This window comes from Planococcus halocryophilus (assembly GCF_022489025.1).
Classification (GTDB): Bacteria; Bacillota; Bacilli; order Bacillales_A; family Planococcaceae; genus Planococcus; species Planococcus halocryophilus_A.
The window spans coordinates 158,839-177,983 of the sequence record NZ_JAKVTG010000004.1 but is presented as its reverse complement, the minus strand read 5'-3'; the positions used below and the strand labels follow the sequence as shown (position 1 = coordinate 177,983).

Annotated in this window: 20 protein-coding genes; 7 read left to right on the top strand and 13 right to left on the bottom strand. The window is 39.3% G+C overall.

The genetic code is table 11. The features are described 5' to 3' along the window. Positions 1-101 precede the first annotated feature (101 nt). Entirely contained in the window at positions 102-1,319 is a 1,218-nt protein-coding gene (pepT, locus tag MLE13_RS07110) for a peptidase T (protein WP_240748963.1), read from the top strand. A 46-nt stretch (positions 1,320-1,365) separates the two neighbouring features. On the opposite strand, the gene MLE13_RS07105 is transcribed toward pepT, so the two are convergent. Next, the gene (locus MLE13_RS07105; RefSeq protein ID WP_240748961.1) at positions 1,366-2,385 is read right to left on the bottom strand and encodes an STAS domain-containing protein; all 1,020 of its coding nucleotides are present in this window, start codon (positions 2,383-2,385) and stop codon (positions 1,366-1,368) included. A 128-nt stretch (positions 2,386-2,513) separates the two neighbouring features. Between MLE13_RS07105 and MLE13_RS07100 the strand changes: the two genes are divergently transcribed. The 3 genes from MLE13_RS07100 (at position 2,514) to MLE13_RS07090 (ending at position 4,242) form a co-directional block, all read left to right on the top strand. After that, a complete protein-coding gene (locus MLE13_RS07100; protein WP_008496769.1) occupies positions 2,514-2,732 on the top strand; it encodes a hypothetical protein in 219 nt (72 codons plus the stop codon). A 106-nt stretch (positions 2,733-2,838) separates the two neighbouring features. Then, positions 2,839-3,732, top strand: a complete 894-nt coding sequence (locus MLE13_RS07095; protein WP_240748959.1) for an EamA family transporter — start codon at positions 2,839-2,841, stop codon at positions 3,730-3,732. An 87-nt stretch (positions 3,733-3,819) separates the two neighbouring features. Continuing rightward, the gene (locus tag MLE13_RS07090) at positions 3,820-4,242 is read left to right on the top strand and encodes a pyridoxamine 5'-phosphate oxidase family protein (RefSeq protein WP_240748958.1); all 423 of its coding nucleotides are present in this window, start codon (positions 3,820-3,822) and stop codon (positions 4,240-4,242) included. Positions 4,243-4,275: 33 nt separating this feature from the next. Here MLE13_RS07090 and MLE13_RS07085 read toward each other — a convergent pair whose 3' ends face one another. Next, positions 4,276-4,710, bottom strand: a complete 435-nt coding sequence (locus tag MLE13_RS07085; protein WP_240748956.1) for an RrF2 family transcriptional regulator — start codon at positions 4,708-4,710, stop codon at positions 4,276-4,278. A 407-nt stretch (positions 4,711-5,117) separates the two neighbouring features. On the opposite strand from MLE13_RS07085, the gene hmpA reads away from it, so the two are divergent. Next, a complete protein-coding gene (gene hmpA, locus MLE13_RS07080) occupies positions 5,118-6,299 on the top strand; it encodes an NO-inducible flavohemoprotein (protein WP_240748954.1) in 1,182 nt (393 codons plus the stop codon). An 80-nt stretch (positions 6,300-6,379) separates the two neighbouring features. Here hmpA and MLE13_RS07075 read toward each other — a convergent pair whose 3' ends face one another. Continuing rightward, complete coding sequence (locus MLE13_RS07075; protein ID WP_240748952.1) at positions 6,380-6,742, bottom strand: VOC family protein; 363 nt, start codon at positions 6,740-6,742, stop codon at positions 6,380-6,382. A gap of 108 nt (positions 6,743-6,850) precedes the next feature. Here MLE13_RS07075 and MLE13_RS07070 point away from each other — a divergent pair, with 108 nt between their 5' ends. Then, a complete protein-coding gene (locus tag MLE13_RS07070; RefSeq protein WP_240748950.1) occupies positions 6,851-7,531 on the top strand; it encodes a hypothetical protein in 681 nt (226 codons plus the stop codon). 31 nt (positions 7,532-7,562) lie between these two features. On the opposite strand, the gene MLE13_RS07065 is transcribed toward MLE13_RS07070, so the two are convergent. Continuing rightward, complete coding sequence (locus MLE13_RS07065; protein ID WP_240748948.1) at positions 7,563-8,411, bottom strand: VLRF1 family aeRF1-type release factor; 849 nt, start codon at positions 8,409-8,411, stop codon at positions 7,563-7,565. Positions 8,412-8,574: 163 nt separating this feature from the next. On the opposite strand from MLE13_RS07065, the gene MLE13_RS07060 reads away from it, so the two are divergent. Then, positions 8,575-8,886 carry a DUF3243 domain-containing protein gene (locus MLE13_RS07060; protein WP_065525407.1) on the top strand — a complete coding sequence of 104 codons (312 nt, stop codon included), beginning with the start codon at positions 8,575-8,577 and terminating at the stop codon, positions 8,884-8,886. A 21-nt stretch (positions 8,887-8,907) separates the two neighbouring features. Here the strand turns inward: MLE13_RS07060 and MLE13_RS07055 are convergent, their stop codons facing one another. From MLE13_RS07055 to MLE13_RS07015, 9 genes are all read right to left on the bottom strand, one after another. Next, complete coding sequence (locus MLE13_RS07055; RefSeq protein WP_240748946.1) at positions 8,908-10,176, bottom strand: MDR family MFS transporter; 1,269 nt, start codon at positions 10,174-10,176, stop codon at positions 8,908-8,910. Between the two features lie 52 nt (positions 10,177-10,228). Then, a complete protein-coding gene (locus tag MLE13_RS07050) occupies positions 10,229-12,355 on the bottom strand; it encodes an ATP-dependent helicase (RefSeq protein ID WP_240748944.1) in 2,127 nt (708 codons plus the stop codon). Positions 12,356-12,500: 145 nt separating this feature from the next. Continuing rightward, positions 12,501-12,701: a YwbE family protein gene (locus MLE13_RS07045; RefSeq protein WP_240748943.1), complete on the bottom strand. Its 201-nt coding sequence runs from the start codon at positions 12,699-12,701 to the stop codon at positions 12,501-12,503. Positions 12,702-12,796: 95 nt separating this feature from the next. Then, the gene (locus tag MLE13_RS07040; RefSeq protein WP_240748941.1) at positions 12,797-13,894 is read right to left on the bottom strand and encodes a DUF2382 domain-containing protein; all 1,098 of its coding nucleotides are present in this window, start codon (positions 13,892-13,894) and stop codon (positions 12,797-12,799) included. A 107-nt stretch (positions 13,895-14,001) separates the two neighbouring features. After that, on the bottom strand, positions 14,002-16,050 hold the full coding sequence (locus MLE13_RS07035; RefSeq protein WP_240748939.1) for a catalase: 2,049 nt from the start codon (positions 16,048-16,050) through the stop codon (positions 14,002-14,004). 122 nt (positions 16,051-16,172) lie between these two features. After that, a complete protein-coding gene (glsA, locus tag MLE13_RS07030) occupies positions 16,173-17,138 on the bottom strand; it encodes a glutaminase A (protein WP_240748937.1) in 966 nt (321 codons plus the stop codon). 110 nt (positions 17,139-17,248) lie between these two features. Beyond that, positions 17,249-17,851: an alpha/beta hydrolase gene (locus tag MLE13_RS07025; RefSeq protein WP_240748936.1), complete on the bottom strand. Its 603-nt coding sequence runs from the start codon at positions 17,849-17,851 to the stop codon at positions 17,249-17,251. 151 nt (positions 17,852-18,002) lie between these two features. After that, on the bottom strand, positions 18,003-18,881 hold the full coding sequence (gene hslO / locus MLE13_RS07020; RefSeq protein ID WP_240748934.1) for an Hsp33 family molecular chaperone HslO: 879 nt from the start codon (positions 18,879-18,881) through the stop codon (positions 18,003-18,005). A gap of 35 nt (positions 18,882-18,916) precedes the next feature. Further along, the gene (locus MLE13_RS07015) at positions 18,917-19,135 is read right to left on the bottom strand and encodes a DUF896 domain-containing protein (RefSeq protein ID WP_240748932.1); all 219 of its coding nucleotides are present in this window, start codon (positions 19,133-19,135) and stop codon (positions 18,917-18,919) included. Positions 19,136-19,145 lie beyond the last annotated feature (10 nt).

Below are 19,145 nucleotides of genomic sequence, written 5' to 3'. Positions count from 1 at the left end.
CCTGAAACGATGTCCGTAGCGGGCATCGTTTTTCTTTTGCGACAGAATTTTCTTGCTTCGTGTTAAAATAGAATCAAGACTGATTTTAGGGGGATTTATAGATGATTGAAGCTTTAATTGAACGATTGGTTCGTTATGCAAAAATTGATACACAATCTGATTTCACGAGTGAGTCAACACCTTCTACACCAGGGCAATGGGACTTACTCCATGAATTAGAAAAAGAAATGACAAGCATTGGACTCACAGAAGTTGGCATGGATGATGCCGGGTATCTTTTTGGTACTTTGCCTTCAAATATGGATAAAGAAATTCCAGTCATCGGCTTTTTAGCACACGTTGATACCGCGACTGATTTTACTGGAAAAAATGTCAACCCAAAGCGGATCGACAATTATGATGGACAAGATATTTCGTTAAGTGACAGCATTCAGATGACGGTATCGGATTTTCCTGATTTAAAAAATTATGTGGACCATACGTTAATCACAACCGATGGCACGACACTTCTTGGTGCGGATAATAAAGCGGGTATTGCAGAAATCATGACAGCAATGGAATATTTAGCTCAGCATCCAGAAATCGAACACGGAAAAATCCGCGTTGCTTTTACGCCCGACGAAGAAATCGGTCGCGGCCCTCATAAATTTGACGTTGAGCGCTTTGGCGCAGAATATGCCTATACAATGGATGGTGGTCCTCTTGGCGAACTGCAATACGAAAGTTTTAATGCAGCGAGTGGTAAATTAGTTGTTCAAGGGAAAAGTGTTCATCCGGGGTCGGCAAAAGATAAAATGGTAAATGCCCAAACCGTTGCGATTCAATTTCAACAAGAAATGCCGAAAAACGAAGTTCCTGAATTAACGGAGAACTACGAAGGATTTATTCATTTGAATAATTTCGAAGGTACTGTGGAGTCTGCTGAGTTAAGCTATATTATTCGTGATTTTGATAAAGAAAAATTCGAAGATAAAAAGCGTCATATGCAAGCCGTTGCAGAAAAGCTTCAAAAACAATACGGCAATGACGCGATTCAATTAGAAATTGAAGATCAATATTACAATATGCGTGAAAAAATCGAACCAGTGATGAACATTGTCGACAATGCAGAACGTGCGATGATTACGTTGGGTATCGAACCGAATATTGTTCCTGTTCGCGGCGGTACGGACGGCTCTCAATTATCTTATATGGGACTTCCAACACCGAATATCTTTACAGGCGGCGAAAATTACCACGGGAAATATGAATTTATTTCTGCTGAAAACATGGAAAAAGCCACACAAGTCATTATCGAAATTGTAAAATCAGCTAAATAAAATTCAAAAAAGACGTATTGGATCAAGTCCAATACGTCTTTTCATCTTATATAATACTTCTGCCATTTTGAGCTAAGGCATAATGAATGCCATGTTGCAAAGTTTGGAAACACTCAAATTTTGATAAATTGATAGTTGCTTCGGTAATAGTTTGACTCATCTTCGCTGAAATACCAACCAAAATAGTCTGTGTACCAATTAATGAAGCTGTCGAACCAAGTTTTTCAATCAACATAGCAGCATGCTGTGTGAAATTGGTGTTTAATCCTGTCAAATCCAAAATTAAATACTTGGCTTTGTGCTTCGGCATATTTTGCAAAGTTTTCACTAATAGTTCTTCTGCACGTGCCTCATCATAAGTTCCGAGTAGCGGGACGACGACGATGCCTTCAAGAACCGGAATCAGTGGTGATGAGATCTCTTTAATCATTTCACTGAGTTCTTGAGTTTTTTCATCTACCAATCGTTCCAGCTCATTGATTTTTTCCGCTTCTTTCAAACGGGATAAACGATGAATATTTTTTTCAATGGTTTCTTCCGAAGGAAAATACTGAATTACACTTTCTTCATAACCGTCTAATTGGTGATGCACGACCTTGTACCAAATGTTTTCATTAAACAACGAAGAAAAAATTCCTGCGTAATGGGCAGGTAAAAAGCTACCTCCCTCCTTTTTCTCTTGTGCTACATTGATTATATGCTCCCAGCTGTTTTTCAAATGTACTTCTAGCGTACGTGCTTCCATATTTAATTCTTTAATTTCTGCTAGTCCCCATCCTGCGGAAGCATATGTGTTGGTAATTAACCCTGCTGCCTTTTCTACTGAAACATCTTCCATGCCATGGAAATACTCTCCCACTACAAGTCCTTGACGATATCCTGTTGATTCCAATACAACATTTGCTGCATCTTCCCCAGAAATTTCTTCTATAGAATCAAAAAACATTTTCATGGCTGTTGAAGTCCAAAATAGAACAGATTCCTGCCCTTCAAACAAAAAGCGTCCATTGGCCAAATCCCATTCGAAACTTAAGCCACCTACTGTTATTGCTGGTTTAGCATTCATTATAAAGCTCCTTCCGTTCATTGATTTTATCTTATCATATTTGCTATTTTCTTAAGAAGAAACTTCATGTTTTAAAAATTTCATTTAAGGAATACAAAGAATAATACGAAAAGGAAGAGGTGCACAATATGTCAGAAAAAGAACAAGAACGTAAATCAAGTGATCATGCTTCTATGGACAATCCCGAACAATATAAAACAGATAAAAAAACATTGACCGAAATGCATGAAGAAGAAATGCATGTCGATCCTATCCCAATGGAAGATTTAAAACAAGAAAAACGAGAAGAAAAAGATAAACGTGGCACGAAAGACAGTTCTTCAAGTGAAGAAAAATTCCCCGAATAAATAAGATGAATTTTCTTAAAAGTTAATCCTTTTATAAAAGACCGCAGAGGGTATTCTCTGCGGTCTTTTTGTGCTATGATTCTCATTTGAACAGGAGTGAAAAGAAATGAAAAACTGGATTTATCCACTTATGGTCGTCGTGGCAGCAAGCTGTTATGGAGTCCTCTCAACTATTATAAAGGTAGCCATGAAAAATGGTTTTACCGCTGCAGAAGCAGTCACTAGCCAATACTTTATCGGGTTCGCAATGGCGGCTCTTTTATTTTTTGTTACACAACGGAAAATGCCTCAAATCAAAGGGTGGAAAATATTAGTTCTTTCCGGTAGTCTCACCGCTGCTACAGGATCGGTTTATGCGCATTCACTTAATTTCCTACCGGCTTCATTGGCGGTTGTCCTGCTTTTTCAATTCACCTGGATTGGAATGTTCTTAGATTGTATTGTCAACCGTAGATGGCTTAAAAGGACAGAGGTTTTTTCATTGCTTATCCTGTTTGCAGGTACTTTACTTGCGGCCGGTATTATCGGAACCGACTTGAGTGGAATTCCTTGGCAAGGTTGGGCTTGGGGAATAGGCGCTGCTTTTTGTTTTTCGGCATTTATGTTCGTTAATGGGAAGGAAATCCATGGTATGGATACTTCCGCGCGCCTATTTTACGTATCCTTTTTCGCAGCCATTGTAGTCGGACTTTTTCAAACACCTGAAATTGTTTGGAACGGGCAGTTATTCAATGAAGGCTTATGGATTTACGGCGTATTATTGGGCTTTTTCGGCATTATTATGCCCATTTATTTCTTTTCTGTCGCCGTACCACGCGTCGGCTCTGGCCTCTCCTCAATTTTAAGTGCTATGGAGTTACCAGTAGCTGTATTAGCATCTGTCCTTATCCTTCAAGAAACATTATCAGTTCTTCAAATTCTAGGAATCTTCATCATCCTGATTGGGATGATCCTTCCGAGTGCATTTGATCGAACCCCTAAAATAGTCCAACGGATTTAACGACCTGCTACTCTAGCAGGTCGTTTTATGTTTAGTTCGAATCAAAAAAGGAATAGATAACTACAAAGACATAAGGAGTGGTATTGGATGAATCATGAAGAAGTGAAGAAAGAGGCATTAAAGATACTCGAAAATAGTTATGTGGGGACACTTGCAACGATTAAAGGAGATAAACCCCATTCACGCTATATGACTTTTTTTAACGATGATTTCACACTCTATACAGCTACTAGTAAAAAAACGCAAAAAGTTGATGAATTGAAGGCCAATCCTCATGCCCATATTCTTTTAGGCTATGACGGTGAAGGTGTTGGCGATTCATTCCTAGAGATTGAAGGAAGCATGTCATTAAATGACGATCGCGAAATGATTGATAAAGTGTGGAATGAACATTTAGAAGGCTGGTTTGAAGGTCCGGATGATCCGAACTTAACTATTCTTGCCATTAAACCAACCCGTGTACGGTTAATGAATAAAAAAGGGCAAGAACCTCAATCATTAGAATTGTAAATGCAAAAACGGCTCAGAATTCTGAGCCGTTTTTTATGTCTTCAAAATTTCACGAAGCCCTTCTTTATTGAACATAAGATCTTCAAGCGTATATTCATCGAGTACTGCCAAGTAAGCATGAAGCGCTTTTCCTAAAACACCACGAAGTCCGCAAACCGGTGAAATTGGGCAACGGTTGGTAGCCGGATCAAAGCATTCTACCAAATGAAAGTCGTCTTCCATTTTTCTAACGACGGTCCCCACGTTAATGTTTTGCGGAAGGTCTGCAAGACGAATACCGCCACCTCGACCTCTAACAGTTTGAATAAAACCCGCTTTTCCAAGTTCAAATGTAACTTTTGTTAAATGATTTTTAGATATATTGTATGCTTCCGAAATTTCTTGTATCGTTGTCAGCTTATCTGGTTCTTTTGTGCCTAAATAAATCAACACACGTAACGAGAAGTCTGTATACATGGTCAACCTCATTTTTCTCACCTCTTCTGCATGTTCATTATATCGACTTTCACGTTCTTTCGAAAGTAAATGAATCTCAATATCCCATCTGTGTTGGATTCGAGTATAGATCATGAAGAAATAGGTGAAGCGCCTAGCGTTCGCCGGGCTTATTTATGCGTTCGGACAGTATTTTTATTGATTCGGACAGTATTCCTTCGATTTGGACAGTATTTCATCGCAAACGGACAGTATTTGAAAGAAATTCGATAGTATCGCCATTTACTGGAAAAAACACTCAAAAAAAAGCACTAAATTAGTAGTTGTGACGTCTTTGTGAAGCTAAATGTGTCGATATTTTAAAGATGTATTTAAAATATATCTTTAAAGAGATTAAAGGCGTATAGTCAAGTTATAGAAAACAAAAGGAGAGATTGACTATGTTATCAGTAGAGACAAGAACAATCATTAAATCCACAGTACCGGTATTAGAGCAACACGGAGAAGCGATTACAACTGTATTTTACAAAAATCTGTTTGAAGCACACCCAGAACTTTTGAATATATTTAATCACGCAAATCAAAAACAAGGTCGTCAACAAGCAGCCTTGGCAAACACGGTTTATGCCGCAGCCGTTCACATCGACAACCTTGAAGCAATTCTTCCAGCAGTTGTTCAAATTGCGAATAAACACGTTAGCTTAGGAGTTAAACCAGAACATTATCCGATTGTTGGTGATTTCTTATTAAAAGCTATTAAAGAAGTATTGGGTGATGCAGCGACTGATGACATCATGAATGCTTGGGAAGAAGCTTATGGCGTCATCGCAAATGCCTTTATCGGCGTTGAAAAAGATATGTATGCAAATATGGAAACTCAAGAAAATGGCTGGAGCGTCTTTAAGGACTTCACCATTGTCCGCAAAGAACAAGAAAGCGAAAATATCACTTCTTTCTATTTGAAACCAGTAGATGGCAAAAACGTTCCTTCTTACAAACCTGGCCAATACATCTCTGTGCGTATGGCAATTGCCGGAGAACAATATTTGTTCAATCGCCAATACAGCCTGTCTCAAGCAGCTCGCGAAGATGAGTTCCGCATTTCTGTTAAACGTGATGCAGACAATGACCCGAACGGGCGCGTATCTGTTTACCTGCATGATGCCATGAACGTTGGCGATCGTTTTGAAGTTAGTGCTCCTGCTGGCGAATTTGTTCTTGATACTACAAAAGATACTCCCGTGGCATTTGTCAGCGGTGGTGTTGGTATTACACCGATGATGAGTATGTTTGAAACAGTTGCAACCTTAACACCAAAACGCCCAACCGCTTTCCTTCATGCTGCACGCAATGAATCAATGCATGCTTTTGACAAAGATATTCAAAAACATGTAGCGTCGATGGAGAATGCTAGCTATAAAACTCTTTACTCAGATCAACCAGAAGGTTATATCACACGTGCTACCCTAGAAGAATACGTCGACACTACAGGTGATGTTTATGTATGTGGTCCTGTTCCATTCATGGAAGCGATGATAAAAGAACTACGCACACTTGGCATGAAAGAAGAACAAATCCACTTTGAATTCTTTGGTCCAGCTGTCGCTCTTCAAACTGTATAAGTTCTTTAAAAGCTGTCCATTTGGGCAGCTTTTTTTTTTGCCAATAAAAACCGCTCAGCTTTTTTGCAGAGCGGTTTCATTTATTTTAAAAACTCTAGTCGATTTCCAAACGGATCGAAAATAAAAAATCGTTCAACGCCATGAATACTATCGTCTTCTCTTATTTCAATTTTGTTCGCTCGTAAATGCGTTTTCATCTCCACATAACCCGCTACCCGAAATGCTGGATGCGCTTTTTTGGCTGGTGAAAAAGGTTCTTCGACTCCTACGTGCAATTGCTGATTGCCAAACTCAAACCAAGCTCCACCTCTAGCTTTTAACACGGCAGGCTTTTCAATTACTTTCATTCCTAAAACACCCGCGTAAAACGCAATCGCCATTTCTTCTTGTCCTGCAGGCGCTGCCACTTGTACGTGATCAATTTGCAAAATCGAAAATGTCATAAACTCACTCCTTTTCTCCAGTTTAGTCATGTCTTCAAAAAAATCTCAACTCTCACTTTGCAAACCGCTCGCATTTACCGTAGCATATTTAAAAAGAGGTGAACCATAATGACATTTCCGCAACAAGTCAAATATGGATTAACTGCTCAATCTGTAGTAGTCGATCGCATATCACATCAAGCACTTAGTCAAGATATCCCTACCATGATAGAAGAATTAAAAACTTGGTGTGACACCGATAATGCCGGTGTGGCTGTTTCTTATTTTTTTCGGCAATATGCGTTGTATGTAACGGCTCAATTTACTTTGCTCCATCAATACGATGGTTATTTTGATGTTGATTGGCGAGAATTACAATTTGACCGTGTTCATAATTACGGCTTGCCACTATTAGAAACGCATGTGAAGTCCGCAACATTTAAACTCGTCACGCCAGATAAACGGTATCAAGCATTTCATGATATTCTCTATAAACAAGTAGATGAATTGTTAAATGAATTCAAAAAAACCACAAAAATTTCGTCCATTACTTGTTGGGAAAATATTTTAGGTTCTGTGTTATGGTATTACGCTAGTTTAGAATCACGATATCCTCGACTCGTTGCAGAAGATTTAGAGTGGCTCTTGCAAGATGTAAATTGGAAGCCTATCAAAACTTCTTACCTTGCAAAGTTACTTGGCAATACCCCCTTGCAACAAGCTGTTTCAAAACCATTACGAAGAACTTGCTGTCTTTACAAAGAGATGCCCGCTTTTGCCACTTGCACATTTTGTCCAACACCAAATTAAAACACCTCAGCATATTTGCTGAGGTGTTTGTTTATACTTCGAATACTTCATGCAGAATTTTGCCCGGATCATTGTTCATTAAGTTTTTATACACACAGCTATTCGGTTTCTGGTGAAGTGTTTTCGCAAATGATTTAGCGTGGTCGGCTTCACCAACTATATGAATCTCTTCCCATTTGCGCTCTTTTTTCAACTTCTCCATTTTGCCGCCCATGTCTTTATAAAAACGCTCAAGATTTTCTTTTAATCGATGGTCCAAGTCATCAGAAGGACTTCCTCCACCGCCACCACCAGTGACTGGACTGGTTCCTCCACCTCCGGAACTACCAGTTCCTCCTTGGATGCGCCCAGAACTGCGTGCGCCTTTTTGTTCTGTCCAAACTTCTAAGCCTGAATCAAACTCATAAAAGAATTCTTCGTTGATAATTCCCATGGATGTATCAATGACACGAATTCCTTTAAAGCCTGGTAAAACAATTCCAGCGTATGGATAAGCTTTATACATATATCGAAGCTCTTCTAGTTCAGGTTTGTTTTCCCAATGAAAACTTGTTTTCACTGGAACTTGTACGTAATGTACGGACCAAAGGTCGTCTTGCTCGGATGCAAAAATAACGACTCCTTTTTGAAGTTCATTTTGATTGTCTAAAATTTCTTTTTCCACTTTTTTTCTTAAGTTTTTATATGCTTTCATTTCTTCTTCATTATTTGAAGCTTTTAAATATTCGTCTAATCGTTTTAAACCATTTTTAAGATGGATCTTCCATGCCCCGTTTTGGGCATTCAAATCAGCTGGATTGGTATTCAAATATACACTTAACACGCATCGGTCTGGACATTCGAAACTTTTCAATTCCTGGATTTTGTCGTATAAGGTCATTTAATCATCCTCCTCTTTGTATTCCATCATCACTATCTGATTACCCTCAAGCAGTTAATTTAAACGAATTTTCGGAACCTTTATTATAAATCCGATGTTTAAACCGTCGCACCAGTGGTAAATATACATTGTATTGAAAAATCACAAGGGAGTTGGCGAAGAAATGGAAAACATCAATAAACAGGTTGAAGAGAAATTATCAAATACAGATGAGCAGAAAAAAGAACAGATTTTAGCAGATTTTTCCGTATTCATTAATTACTTAAGTGAAAAAGTAGAGCTAGGCGAGAAAATGGGATTAAGCGAAGAGCGCATTGCGCAATTAGCTGAAAAAGTTGCATCTCATCTTGCGAAAAAAGAAGAACCTAAAAATAGCGAAGAATACTTGCTACAACGTTTATGGCAGGTTGGCGATAAAGACCAACAACATATGTTAGCGCATATGCTCGTGAAATTAGCTAAAGACCAAAACTAAATTAAACACAAAAGGCCTTCCTCAATAGGAAGGCCTTTTTTCGTATAGTTTGAACATTAATAGATAAACAAACCCACTCGCAATTGCGAGAAGACCGAGCACACCAAATGTCCACGAAAAACCAAACCAAGCAGTCATCGGAATGGAAATTGGCGCAATCATACGACCGATGGTATAACGCATACTCGCAGCCGCAAAATATTGGCCACGCATATCTTCAGGCGCTAGTTTTGATATGAAGCTTTGTTGTAGACCCACAACCATCAACTCAGCAAACGTGAAGATCGCCATTGCTACAACAAATATCCAAAACCATGATGTTAACGGGAATAACCACATCGCTAGGCCGTAGAAAACAGCTGAGGCAAAGAAAACCCATTTCTCTGGAAATGTCGTCATCCATCTTGTTACAACCACAGTTAGTAACGCAACGAACAATCCATTTTCAGCGAGCAAGAGACCAAAAGAAGTTTCGCCAGTGACAAACCACTCTTTATCAAATAACGTCGCGACGGTTTGACTATCAATTGTTTCTTTCAAGTAAATCGGGATTAATAAGTCTAATTGCATAAAGGTTTGGGCACCTAAAATTCCAGCAATGATGAATAATAAGAATAGGCGATCTTTGAAGATTAACCCGTATTCTTTAAACTGCTTTGAAATCGCCCCTACCCAACCTATCGCTGCCTGAGTCTGCCATTTGTCTACCATAGCTTGCGATAACGTTTCTTTTGTTAACAATTTCAACACTAAGCCAAGCAGCATCGAAATAACCGTAACGACAAGCAATAATTCAAATCGGTACGAAAAGAAAAGTACCGCACCAAATAGTGGACCTACTACTACAGCAATATTTAGAGTCGTATAAAAAATAGCAAAGACATCACTACGGTATTTTTCCGGTACGACATCTGCAATCATGGCCTGACTTGCCGGCCAGTACAGCGAGCCGCACATTCCTGCAAGTGTAAACGCGATAAACCCTAGCTCAGGAGATTGCATCCAAGGTGAATTCGCAAAGGCAAACAGTAAAAACGAAAACCCTTGTGCGACAGATGCTACGATAAGCATACGCTTACGTCCGAAACGGTCTGCGCAATATCCACCGACTAAGTTTGCTGCTACTGAAAAAACTTGCGAAATTACGAGTAATAACCCGGCAGTTCCTTTACCGAATTCTTCAGCAAAATAAATCGCTAAAAACGGGAATACCATCCAATAACTTGTATTCATGAAAAATTCGCCTATTAAACGAACCTTTAAACTTCGATCCCAGTCCCTAAATCTCATTTTTAGTACCCCGCGTTCTTCTCTATGTCACATCTGCCTTTTCACAGAGGCGCTACTCAATTATTTCTAATAATTTATAGCTAATGCAAATATCGATCATTAAGTCTTTTCTTTCTTTAGCAAATTGAATGGAAATCCGATCTTTGTCTCGTTCAACAATTTCGCCTGCACCAAAAACGCGATGACGAACATGAACACCTTCACGCAAAACCTCTTCAGTGTGAATCGCATTTGGGTTATCTGGTACTTTTACTTTAATAGGGGTTTTAGCTACACTACTTTGCGTGGTAGCTAGTCTTTTTTCAGGAACAATTAACTTGCGTACCTCTCCAACAAAGCGTGATTCATTGCCATGACTAATGAGCTCTAAATGCGTTTTTGCTCTCGTCATGCCTACATAAAATAATCGACGTGCTTCTTCTAATAAATCAGGTGTTTCTGCATCTTCTTCAGTTGGTATAACGCCTTCTACCAAATCAATCATATAAACTCGTTCAAATTCCAAGCCTTTTGAGCTATGGAAAGTTGATAAGGTCAGCATATCGTCAGTTTTTTCTTTTTTGGCTTGCTGCGTTACTTGTTCTAATTGTTTAAGCCGCTTCGCAAACGCCGTCATTGAGTCAAGCGGTTCCGCGATTTGTTCTAGTGTGGTGAGGATTTGTGCTAAGTACGTCATTTTCATACCAAACTTCTCAGCACGGCTAGCGAGCATTTGGTCGTAACCCATTTCCCCTCGAATCGTTCGAATCACTTTTAATGGTTTCATGTCATTTAACGCTTCGAACCATTTTTTTTGTTCCGCTAAAATTTTCAATTGGTAGTCTTTTAACGTAATTGTCAAATTGATGTCATCAAAAGCATGCTGGCCTGTCGATTTCATTCGACTTAGCATTTTCAGTTGGCTTCCTGACCAATACGCATTGGTTTTAGAAGCGATTTTCGAATAAATATCAATGCGTTCCGGTTTTAAGCTAAAACGCATAAAATTCAGCATGTCTTCTACAATCCAATGCGAAAAAAACCGATTATCCGAATCTTTCATATAAAATGGAATACCTAAACGCTCAAGTTCACTCATTAACAAAGTCGAAGATGAATTATTGCGATACAAAATAGCCACATCACCATAGTCCGTCAATTCCTTGAGTTCTTTCAGGACATATTTGAATTGCGCTTCTTCTGAACTTAAGCGTTTTAAAACAATCGGATCGCCTTCTCCTTGTTTGGTGAACATGTTCTTATCGTGACGCTTTTTGTTGGTTTTAATAAACGCATTCGCAGTATGAACAATGTTCTGGGAGGAACGGTAATTGCGTTCCATTTTCATAATATAAGCATCAGGATAAACCGTTCTGAACTTCAATAAATACGTAGGTTCAGCTGCTCTCCACGTATATATCGATTGATCGTCATCTGCTACGACACACAAGTTTTTATGGCGCGCTACTAACTTTTCCACAATGGCATGCTGAATTTGTGACGTATCTTGACTTTCATCTGTCATGACGTAATCCCAGCGTCCTTGAAATTTCGCTAACAAACTTTTATCTTTTTCTAATGCTTCATAAGCAAGTGACAACATATCATCAAAATCTACTAACCTTACCTCATAGTTTTCTTTAAAAGCTTCATAGGTTTTCAGTATTTCAATCGCTCCAGGAAAAGGCTCTTTTAGTTTAGCCCATTGCTTTCTTGGTAACATTTTATTCTTTACATAACTAATGAACGAAATCAATTCTTCTAATTGATCGTCTGTAATCGGCTCATCGTTTTCTGTTCGGTACATTTCACGAAGCAATTTTTTTTTGTGAAGACCATTTGCTTCATTACCTTCAATCATGATGTAACGCGACCCTGAAAAATAATCACGAGTGATTTGAAAAGCTAGGCTATGAATAGTGGAAAAATCAATTGGTTGTAGTGATGGAAAAAAGCGCTTGTAACGTTCGAGCATATCGTTGGCTGAAGCTTTACTGAACGTAATTGCTTTGATCCGGGACGGCGATACCTCTTTTTCCTCGATTAAATATCCGATTCGCATAATCATCGTAGTTGTTTTTCCAGATCCGGGGCACGCGAGTAGCAATAGTGGACCTTCTGTTCGCTCGACCGCTTTTCGTTGTATTTTATTTAATTGAACTCCAAGTTCCTGCTTTTTGCGTTCAAAGAATTGGCTCATCATAAGAGACTCCTTCATTTTTTCAATACCCCTATATTAACACAAAACCGGACCCTTTTTACGGGTCCGGTTTTGATGAATTTGTCTTTACTGATTATTGTAAGTCTTTCCTTTGTCTCGCTAATTCTAGGCCTTGAAATTACTTTTACTTTGCAGAAAGAATCTCACAAACTCGTCCAACTTGTCCATCTTCTAAACGCACTTTAATGCCATGCGGGTGAGTCGCTGAGTTTGTTAGTAAATCCTTTACAACCCCTTTTGTTTTCTTACCTGAACGCTGATCTTGCTTTAAAATCACATTTACTTCAATACCGGGTTTCACGTCACTTCTTTTCTTACCGTCCATGCTTATCCCTCCTAGCTTTCTTCTACTATACGCTATTCTTTCTGGACCGACAAAAAAAGGCGGGGAATCATCCCCGCCTTTCAGATTCTTTTCTATTAGAAACGATCACGATCTGTATGCTCTTCACGGTTCAATTTGTTATCTGTAAAATTAGTATCGTCATCGATGTCTGCTTCCTCATGACGAACCGTCTCATTGATAGTTTCTGTGTCCTGTACTTTGCGTTTTCCAACAACAATTTCTTCAGCTATTACATCTTTTTTCGTAACTTCTACATGTTCTTCTGACACAGGAATGTGAATGTCTTGGCCTTCCTGATATGCATCTCCTGTTAATGTAGACTCTTTATCAAAAGAATTCCCAACTGTTTCTTCATTTACTGGACGACGTTCAATATAAACTTCTTCTCGTTCTACCGGTACTTCGATTGACTGGTTTTCTTCCACAACGTGTTTTCCAACATTAACTTCACCTGTTTGTACACGCTCTTTATCAACGCTTAAGCGCTCTTCATGTAATTGTATTTTTTCTTCTTCTGTGTGATGATTTGTATCTTTATTTTCAAAACGATTTGTATCCGTAAATTTGTCTTCTGTACGTTCAGATTCAAGACCAAACCCTGTTCCTGATTCGTTTCCAACACCTGCTGTTTCAGTAGTATCTCGGCTAAATGTATCGTCGTTCTTATTATAGTAGACGTCATTCTCATCGTTAGTATCTACTGTTAAGCCATCTCTACCTACAGCTTCATTGTCCATATGATTTCTGTCTAATCGGCTACCAGTTAGACTAGCGGCACCCATTGTGCCTGCTTCTGTGCTTGTCGATGTGTTATCGTAAGGCGCTTCCCCTTCATAGTTTGCACCGTATTCACGATCTACAAACAATAGCACTTTACCGTTTTGCACTTCATTGTAATAGCGATCGGCTTCGTCTTTGTCTACTCCCATACCTGAAAATGCTTCACGTGTGGAATCGTCACCTGATAAGAAGCCCATGAATTTATCCATCCAATTTCCTTCAGCTGATTTATAATCTACGTCTGTTCGTCCTCGGAGCATCGAGATTTGTTCTTCATCCCGTGCCATGACATACATATCATCTTCACGAGAACCTTGTGCTTTTAACTCTTCGATTTTTTTTAATACTTCTGTCTCACTGTCGAATGTACCCATAAATTTATTGTTAGTCATTTCCTATTCCTCCATTTTTTTGTTTTTTGTATGCTTGCTTAGTCTAGAAAATACCCAATGCGTATTTTCTTAAACCTTTTTGGAATGGACATGTGTTTTACAAATTTTTATTCGATTGTGCGGTTCCAATGTCGATGTGCGGCAATAGCTTCAATGAATAAGTTAGCAAAATTAGAGGTATCTTCTGTTGCCACAACCCCCGGTTGTCCTTTAATGCCAGCTTTTTGTAGCCATTTTTGTCCATCATGTGTAGCACCGATTGGCTTGTAATGATCGAATGCTTCTCCGATATAACGTGAAGCTTCTTTGGCAAATTTCTTACTTACGTCGGGTCCACCTACTGCGTAAATCGCATCGTAAAGCACTGGATCTGTCGTCGTAAATGTATGATCGACTTCAAGTTCTTTCCCCTCTGAACCGTTTAATTTACTTTGTGTTTCACTAACGATCTCGTAATTTACGCCTTTGCTTTCAAACTCTTCAAGAATCTTCAACACTTCGGCATCATTAAAACCCTGGTCCACTAATACACCCACTTTACGAGTAGCTGCTGATTTCACAGTATTTTCCATGCTTAATGCAGGCGAAGTTTTAGTCACATCAGAACCCCCACTCGTCGGTGGTGCTACTCCAATATTTTTAGCAACAGCCTGAGCCATTTCTAAATTAACATTCGCAAACATTTCAATAGCTCCTTCACGAATCCACATTTCTTGGCATTTTCCAAGTTCAAAACTAAATGCCTCAATAATATGTTCACGCTCTGGTTTGGTCATGCTGTTCCAAAACATCGTCGCTTGTGAGAAATGATCTTTAAAACTTTCGCTACGAGCACGGACTTTACGACCTTCCATTTTTTCTTGGTAATGTGAATACCCACCTTCAGCCTCACTTACAGGAGCAGGCGTGCTGTTCGTAAATGAACTTTTTTGGTAAGCAACCCGTCCTTTGTTAATCGTTTGGCGTCCAAATCCGTCCCGTTGGTTGTTATGAAACGGACATACAGGCCGGTTAATTGGCAACTCATGGAAATTAGGTCCATTCAAACGTAACAATTGCGTATCTGTGTAAGAAAACAGACGTCCTTGAAGCAATGGATCGTTTGAAAAATCGATTCCTGGTACGACATGCCCGGGGTGGAAGGCAACTTGTTCTGTTTCAGCAAAAACATTGTCGACATTGCGATTTAATGTCATTTTGCCAACGATTTGAATCGGAATTTCTTCTTGTGGCCATAATTTAGTTGCATCTAATAGATCAAAATCAAATTTATGTTCATCTTCTTCTGCAACAATTTGAACGCCTAATTCCCACTCAGGAAAATCTCCTTGTTCGATGGATTCGTATAAATCACGGCGATTAAAATCAGCGTCTTTTCCAGCAATCTTTTGCGCTTCGTCCCAAACAAGTGAATGGGTACCGAGTGTCGATTTCCAGTTAAATTTCACAAAATGCGATTTACCTTCTGCATTAACGAAACGGAAAGCATGTACACCAAATCCATCCATCATTCGGAAACTGCGTGGAATTGCTCGGTCCGACATCAACCACATAATCGTGTGTGCCGTTTCTTGATTGTTGATTACAAAATCCCATAATGTATCGTGTGCACTTGCAGCTTGTGGCATTTCGTTATGCGGTTCTGGTTTTACTGCATGAACAAAGTCAGGAAACTTAATAGCGTCCTGAATAAAAAAGACTGGTACGTTATTGCCGACTAAATCATAATTTCCTTCTTCTGTATAAAATTTCGTCGCAAATCCACGAATATCTCGTACCGTCTCAGCAGACCCTTTGGATCCCGCAACTGTCGAAAAACGCACAAATACAGGTGTCTGTTTTCCTTTTTCTGATAGGAATTTCGCTTTTGTTAAATGCTCCAAAGATTCATAAGTCTCAAATACACCATGTGCGGCATATCCTCTCGCATGAACAATACGTTCTGGAATTCGTTCATGGTCAAAATGCGTCATTTTTTCCCGAAAATGAAAATCTTCCATCAAAGTTGGACCGCGTTCACCAGCTTTTAATGAAAATTCATCTTCCGCCATCTTCAGTCCTTGATTGGTGGTTAAACTTTTCCCTGAATCATCTATACGGTACTGCTCCAACTGTTCGTCTTTGCTGTTCTTGTTCACTTCGGGTTCTTTTGACATTTTGACACTCCTTTGTATTTTATATTCATTCTCCTATTACCCGGTTTGAATTTTATAAACCCATTTCTCCGTTTCCTAAAAAAAAAATTCCCCGTAGGCTACTTAAAGCCTACGGGGTTAGATTAAAAGATACTTAAATCCCATTCTTTTGAAATTTGTCGCAACATCATTGTACCTGCTGCACTGTTTCCTTGTACGTCGATCGCTGGACCGTATACACCAATGCCCGCTCCTGCACGAAACTCATACGTTTGCGAATGGAGCTTTGGTGGAACTGCCGCCATAATTCCGCCTGACACACCACTTTTTGCTGGAATTCCAACATGCGCTGCAAAATTCCCTGAAGAGTTATACATGCCGCAAGTGACCATTAACACTTTCGCAACTTGGGCAATTTCATCAGAAAAATGTTTGACCTTCGTAATTGGATTGTATCCGTCATACGCAATAATTAACCCTATTAAAGCTAAATCTTTTGTACTCACTTTGATGGCACATTGACGAATGTAAATATCAAGCGCTTCTTCTACTTCAATTTCCAGGAATTTAGCTTCTTTCAAGTAATACGCTAAAGCTCGGTTACGATGTGAAGATGCCCATTCAGAATCGTATACTTCTTTATCAAGTTCAAGGGGATGACCCACTAGATTTTCTAGAAAGTGCAGAAGAAATTCATATTTTTTTTGGCTGGTTTGCCCTGGCAATAACGCTGAAATGGTGATAGCTCCTGCATTGATAAAGGGGTTAAATGGTTTGTTGGGGCGATGAATTTCAAATGGAACGATTGAATTAAACGCTTCGCCAGTTGGCTCTACATCGACACGCTCTAACACAAAATCCAAACCATAATTACAACTCAACGCAATAAACGTCAATGCTTTTGAAATACTCTGTAACGTAAACTCTTTATCAGTATCCCCTGCGCAATAATAATTTCCATTGTCGTCGAGCATACAAATTCCAAGCTGACTCGGGTCTTCTTTTCCGAGTGCGGGTATATATTGAGCGGTAGTTCCTAATATGGCATGGCCTCTATTTCCTTCCACCCAAGCTTCTAATTGTTCTTGAATCCGCGGGTTAGTTTGCATGACATCCCTCCTAAGTTTTCTTTTCCTTATCATGAATGAAAAGTGCTATCTTTGTCAAAAGTTCGTATGTAATTATAAAACCTTCCCCAATTACTCAAGGAAGGTTCATCTTATAGCTTGTCGTACCACTCTTTTGCTGCCTCTACTTCGGGCATTGTTAATTGATGTCCAAAATCTTCCCAGTGTAATTGAACTTTTGCACCCGCTCCTGTTAGTAGTTTTTCCAGGTCGGTTGATTCTTCTGCAGGACATATTGGATCGTTAGTGCCGGCCGCAATAAATACTGGAATGTTTGTTAAATCAGGTAAATCAGCATCACGATTTGGAACCATTGGATGATGCAAAATCGCTCCTTTTAAGGAATCTGAATACGTGAACAACAAATTAGCTGCGATGTTCGCACCATTCGAATATCCAATTGCGATTACATTATTACGGTCAAAATTATATTCTTTAGCAGCTTGTCCAATGTATTCATATAACTCTCCTGTACGCATCTTTAAATCTTCCATATCAAAAACGCCTTCTGATAACCGCTTGAAAAAACGTGGCATCCCATTTTCTGATACGTTTCCCCGAACACTCAGCACAGAAGCCTCCGGATCAATATGGGAAGCGATCGCTAACAAATCTGTTTCGTTTCCACCTGTTCCATGTAACATGAGAAGAGTCGGTTTTGCTGGATTCGTTCCTTTTTGAAAAAGATGTTTCATTCTTCGATTACCTCCAAATTACGTTTTTTGTTTAATTTCCTATTTAATCTTCCATAATCTTATCTCGAATTAAAGACAATACTAACACATATCTTTTTCGCTTCCAATGAAAAAAGACCATGGCACCTAAGCCATGATCCTTTTGCGATTATTATGCTTCTGTTTTCAACATATCCTGTAGATTTTCTTTAGAGAATAAATAGTTTTCATTGCAGAAATGGCATTGTGCTTCTGCTTTACCATCTGTCACAATCATATCTTCGATTTCCGCTGCTCCAAGTCCTTGGATTGCATTCGAAATACGATCTCTTGAACATTGACATTGAAACTTAACCGGTATTTCGTCTAATACTTTAACATTACCTGCACCTAATACTTCGGTTAAAATATCTTCAGGTGTCAACCCTTGGCGTACCATATTCGAAATCGTCGGAATCACTTTTAGACGGGCTTCAATGTCTTCAATGATACTTTCTTCCGTGCCAGGCAATAATTGAATGATAAATCCACCCGAAGCTTGAATCGTATTATCCGGATTCACAATAACACCTACGCCCACAGAAGACGGTATTTGTTCAGACGTCGTAATATAATGCGTAAAATCATCACCTAATTCACCTGACACTATAGGAACTTGTCCAACAAACGGTTGTAGCAATCCAATGTCTTTTGAAACCGCTAAAGTTCCTTCTGTTCCAACTGCTCTTCTAACATCTAATTTGCCCTGTTCATTTAAATCAAAGTGAGTTAACGGATTGCTTACATATCCTCGAACTTCTCCTTTAGCATTCGCATCTACTAAAATCGTGCCGATAGGGCCACCGCCATTTATACGGATCGTTAATTTTTCTTCGCCCTTCATCATCGCGCCTAACATGACGCTTGCTGTCATTGATCGGCCTAATGCCGCAGAGGCAGTTGGCCATGTGTAATGGCGTCGTTGCGCTTCGGCAACTGTTTCTGTTGTCCGTGCGGCGTAAGCGCGCACTTGTCCATCATAAGCTAAAGCTCTTACTAAATAATCGTTCATATCGTTCTTCCCTTCTCTATTTGAGCTTCCTGTGTTTAGATTGCTTGTTTTTTCATTCGTACTTTGTCAGGTGTAACATCATCCCCAAGTGGGTCAATGACTTTCATGCTCGTAACAGTCGACTCGACTTGTCCACGAATTGCGCGTAAATAATCTTCGCGTAATACTTGGCGCTCTACTGTTTCGGCATTTGTCAGTCCTTCTTGACGAGCTTTTTTTGCTAATTGGTTAATACGCGGTAAAATATCTATCATCCTAATTCCT

Bases quoted from the DNA above. Each gene is read 5' to 3' on its own strand.
- hmpA (WP_240748954.1), top strand. From the start codon at position 5,118: ATGTTATCAGTAGAGACAAGAACAATCATTAAATCCACAGTACCGGTA.
- MLE13_RS07050 (WP_240748944.1), bottom strand. From the start codon at position 12,355: ATGAGCCAATTCTTTGAACGCAAAAAGCAGGAACTTGGAGTTCAATTA.
- MLE13_RS07070 (WP_240748950.1), top strand. From the start codon at position 6,851: ATGACATTTCCGCAACAAGTCAAATATGGATTAACTGCTCAATCTGTA.
- MLE13_RS07015 (WP_240748932.1), bottom strand. From the start codon at position 19,135: ATGATAGATATTTTACCGCGTATTAACCAATTAGCAAAAAAAGCTCGT.
- hslO (WP_240748934.1), bottom strand. From the start codon at position 18,881: ATGAACGATTATTTAGTAAGAGCTTTAGCTTATGATGGACAAGTGCGC.
- MLE13_RS07090 (WP_240748958.1), top strand. From the start codon at position 3,820: ATGAATCATGAAGAAGTGAAGAAAGAGGCATTAAAGATACTCGAAAAT.
- MLE13_RS07060 (WP_065525407.1), top strand. From the start codon at position 8,575: ATGGAAAACATCAATAAACAGGTTGAAGAGAAATTATCAAATACAGAT.
- glsA (WP_240748937.1), bottom strand. From the start codon at position 17,138: ATGCAAACTAACCCGCGGATTCAAGAACAATTAGAAGCTTGGGTGGAA.
- MLE13_RS07065 (WP_240748948.1), bottom strand. From the start codon at position 8,411: ATGACCTTATACGACAAAATCCAGGAATTGAAAAGTTTCGAATGTCCA.
- MLE13_RS07055 (WP_240748946.1), bottom strand. From the start codon at position 10,176: ATGAGATTTAGGGACTGGGATCGAAGTTTAAAGGTTCGTTTAATAGGC.
- MLE13_RS07095 (WP_240748959.1), top strand. From the start codon at position 2,839: ATGAAAAACTGGATTTATCCACTTATGGTCGTCGTGGCAGCAAGCTGT.
- MLE13_RS07045 (WP_240748943.1), bottom strand. From the start codon at position 12,701: ATGGACGGTAAGAAAAGAAGTGACGTGAAACCCGGTATTGAAGTAAAT.
- MLE13_RS07040 (WP_240748941.1), bottom strand. From the start codon at position 13,894: ATGACTAACAATAAATTTATGGGTACATTCGACAGTGAGACAGAAGTA.
- MLE13_RS07075 (WP_240748952.1), bottom strand. From the start codon at position 6,742: ATGACATTTTCGATTTTGCAAATTGATCACGTACAAGTGGCAGCGCCT.
- pepT (WP_240748963.1), top strand. From the start codon at position 102: ATGATTGAAGCTTTAATTGAACGATTGGTTCGTTATGCAAAAATTGAT.
- MLE13_RS07025 (WP_240748936.1), bottom strand. From the start codon at position 17,851: ATGAAACATCTTTTTCAAAAAGGAACGAATCCAGCAAAACCGACTCTT.
- MLE13_RS07085 (WP_240748956.1), bottom strand. From the start codon at position 4,710: ATGAGGTTGACCATGTATACAGACTTCTCGTTACGTGTGTTGATTTAT.
- MLE13_RS07100 (WP_008496769.1), top strand. From the start codon at position 2,514: ATGTCAGAAAAAGAACAAGAACGTAAATCAAGTGATCATGCTTCTATG.
- MLE13_RS07035 (WP_240748939.1), bottom strand. From the start codon at position 16,050: ATGTCAAAAGAACCCGAAGTGAACAAGAACAGCAAAGACGAACAGTTG.
- MLE13_RS07105 (WP_240748961.1), bottom strand. From the start codon at position 2,385: ATGAATGCTAAACCAGCAATAACAGTAGGTGGCTTAAGTTTCGAATGG.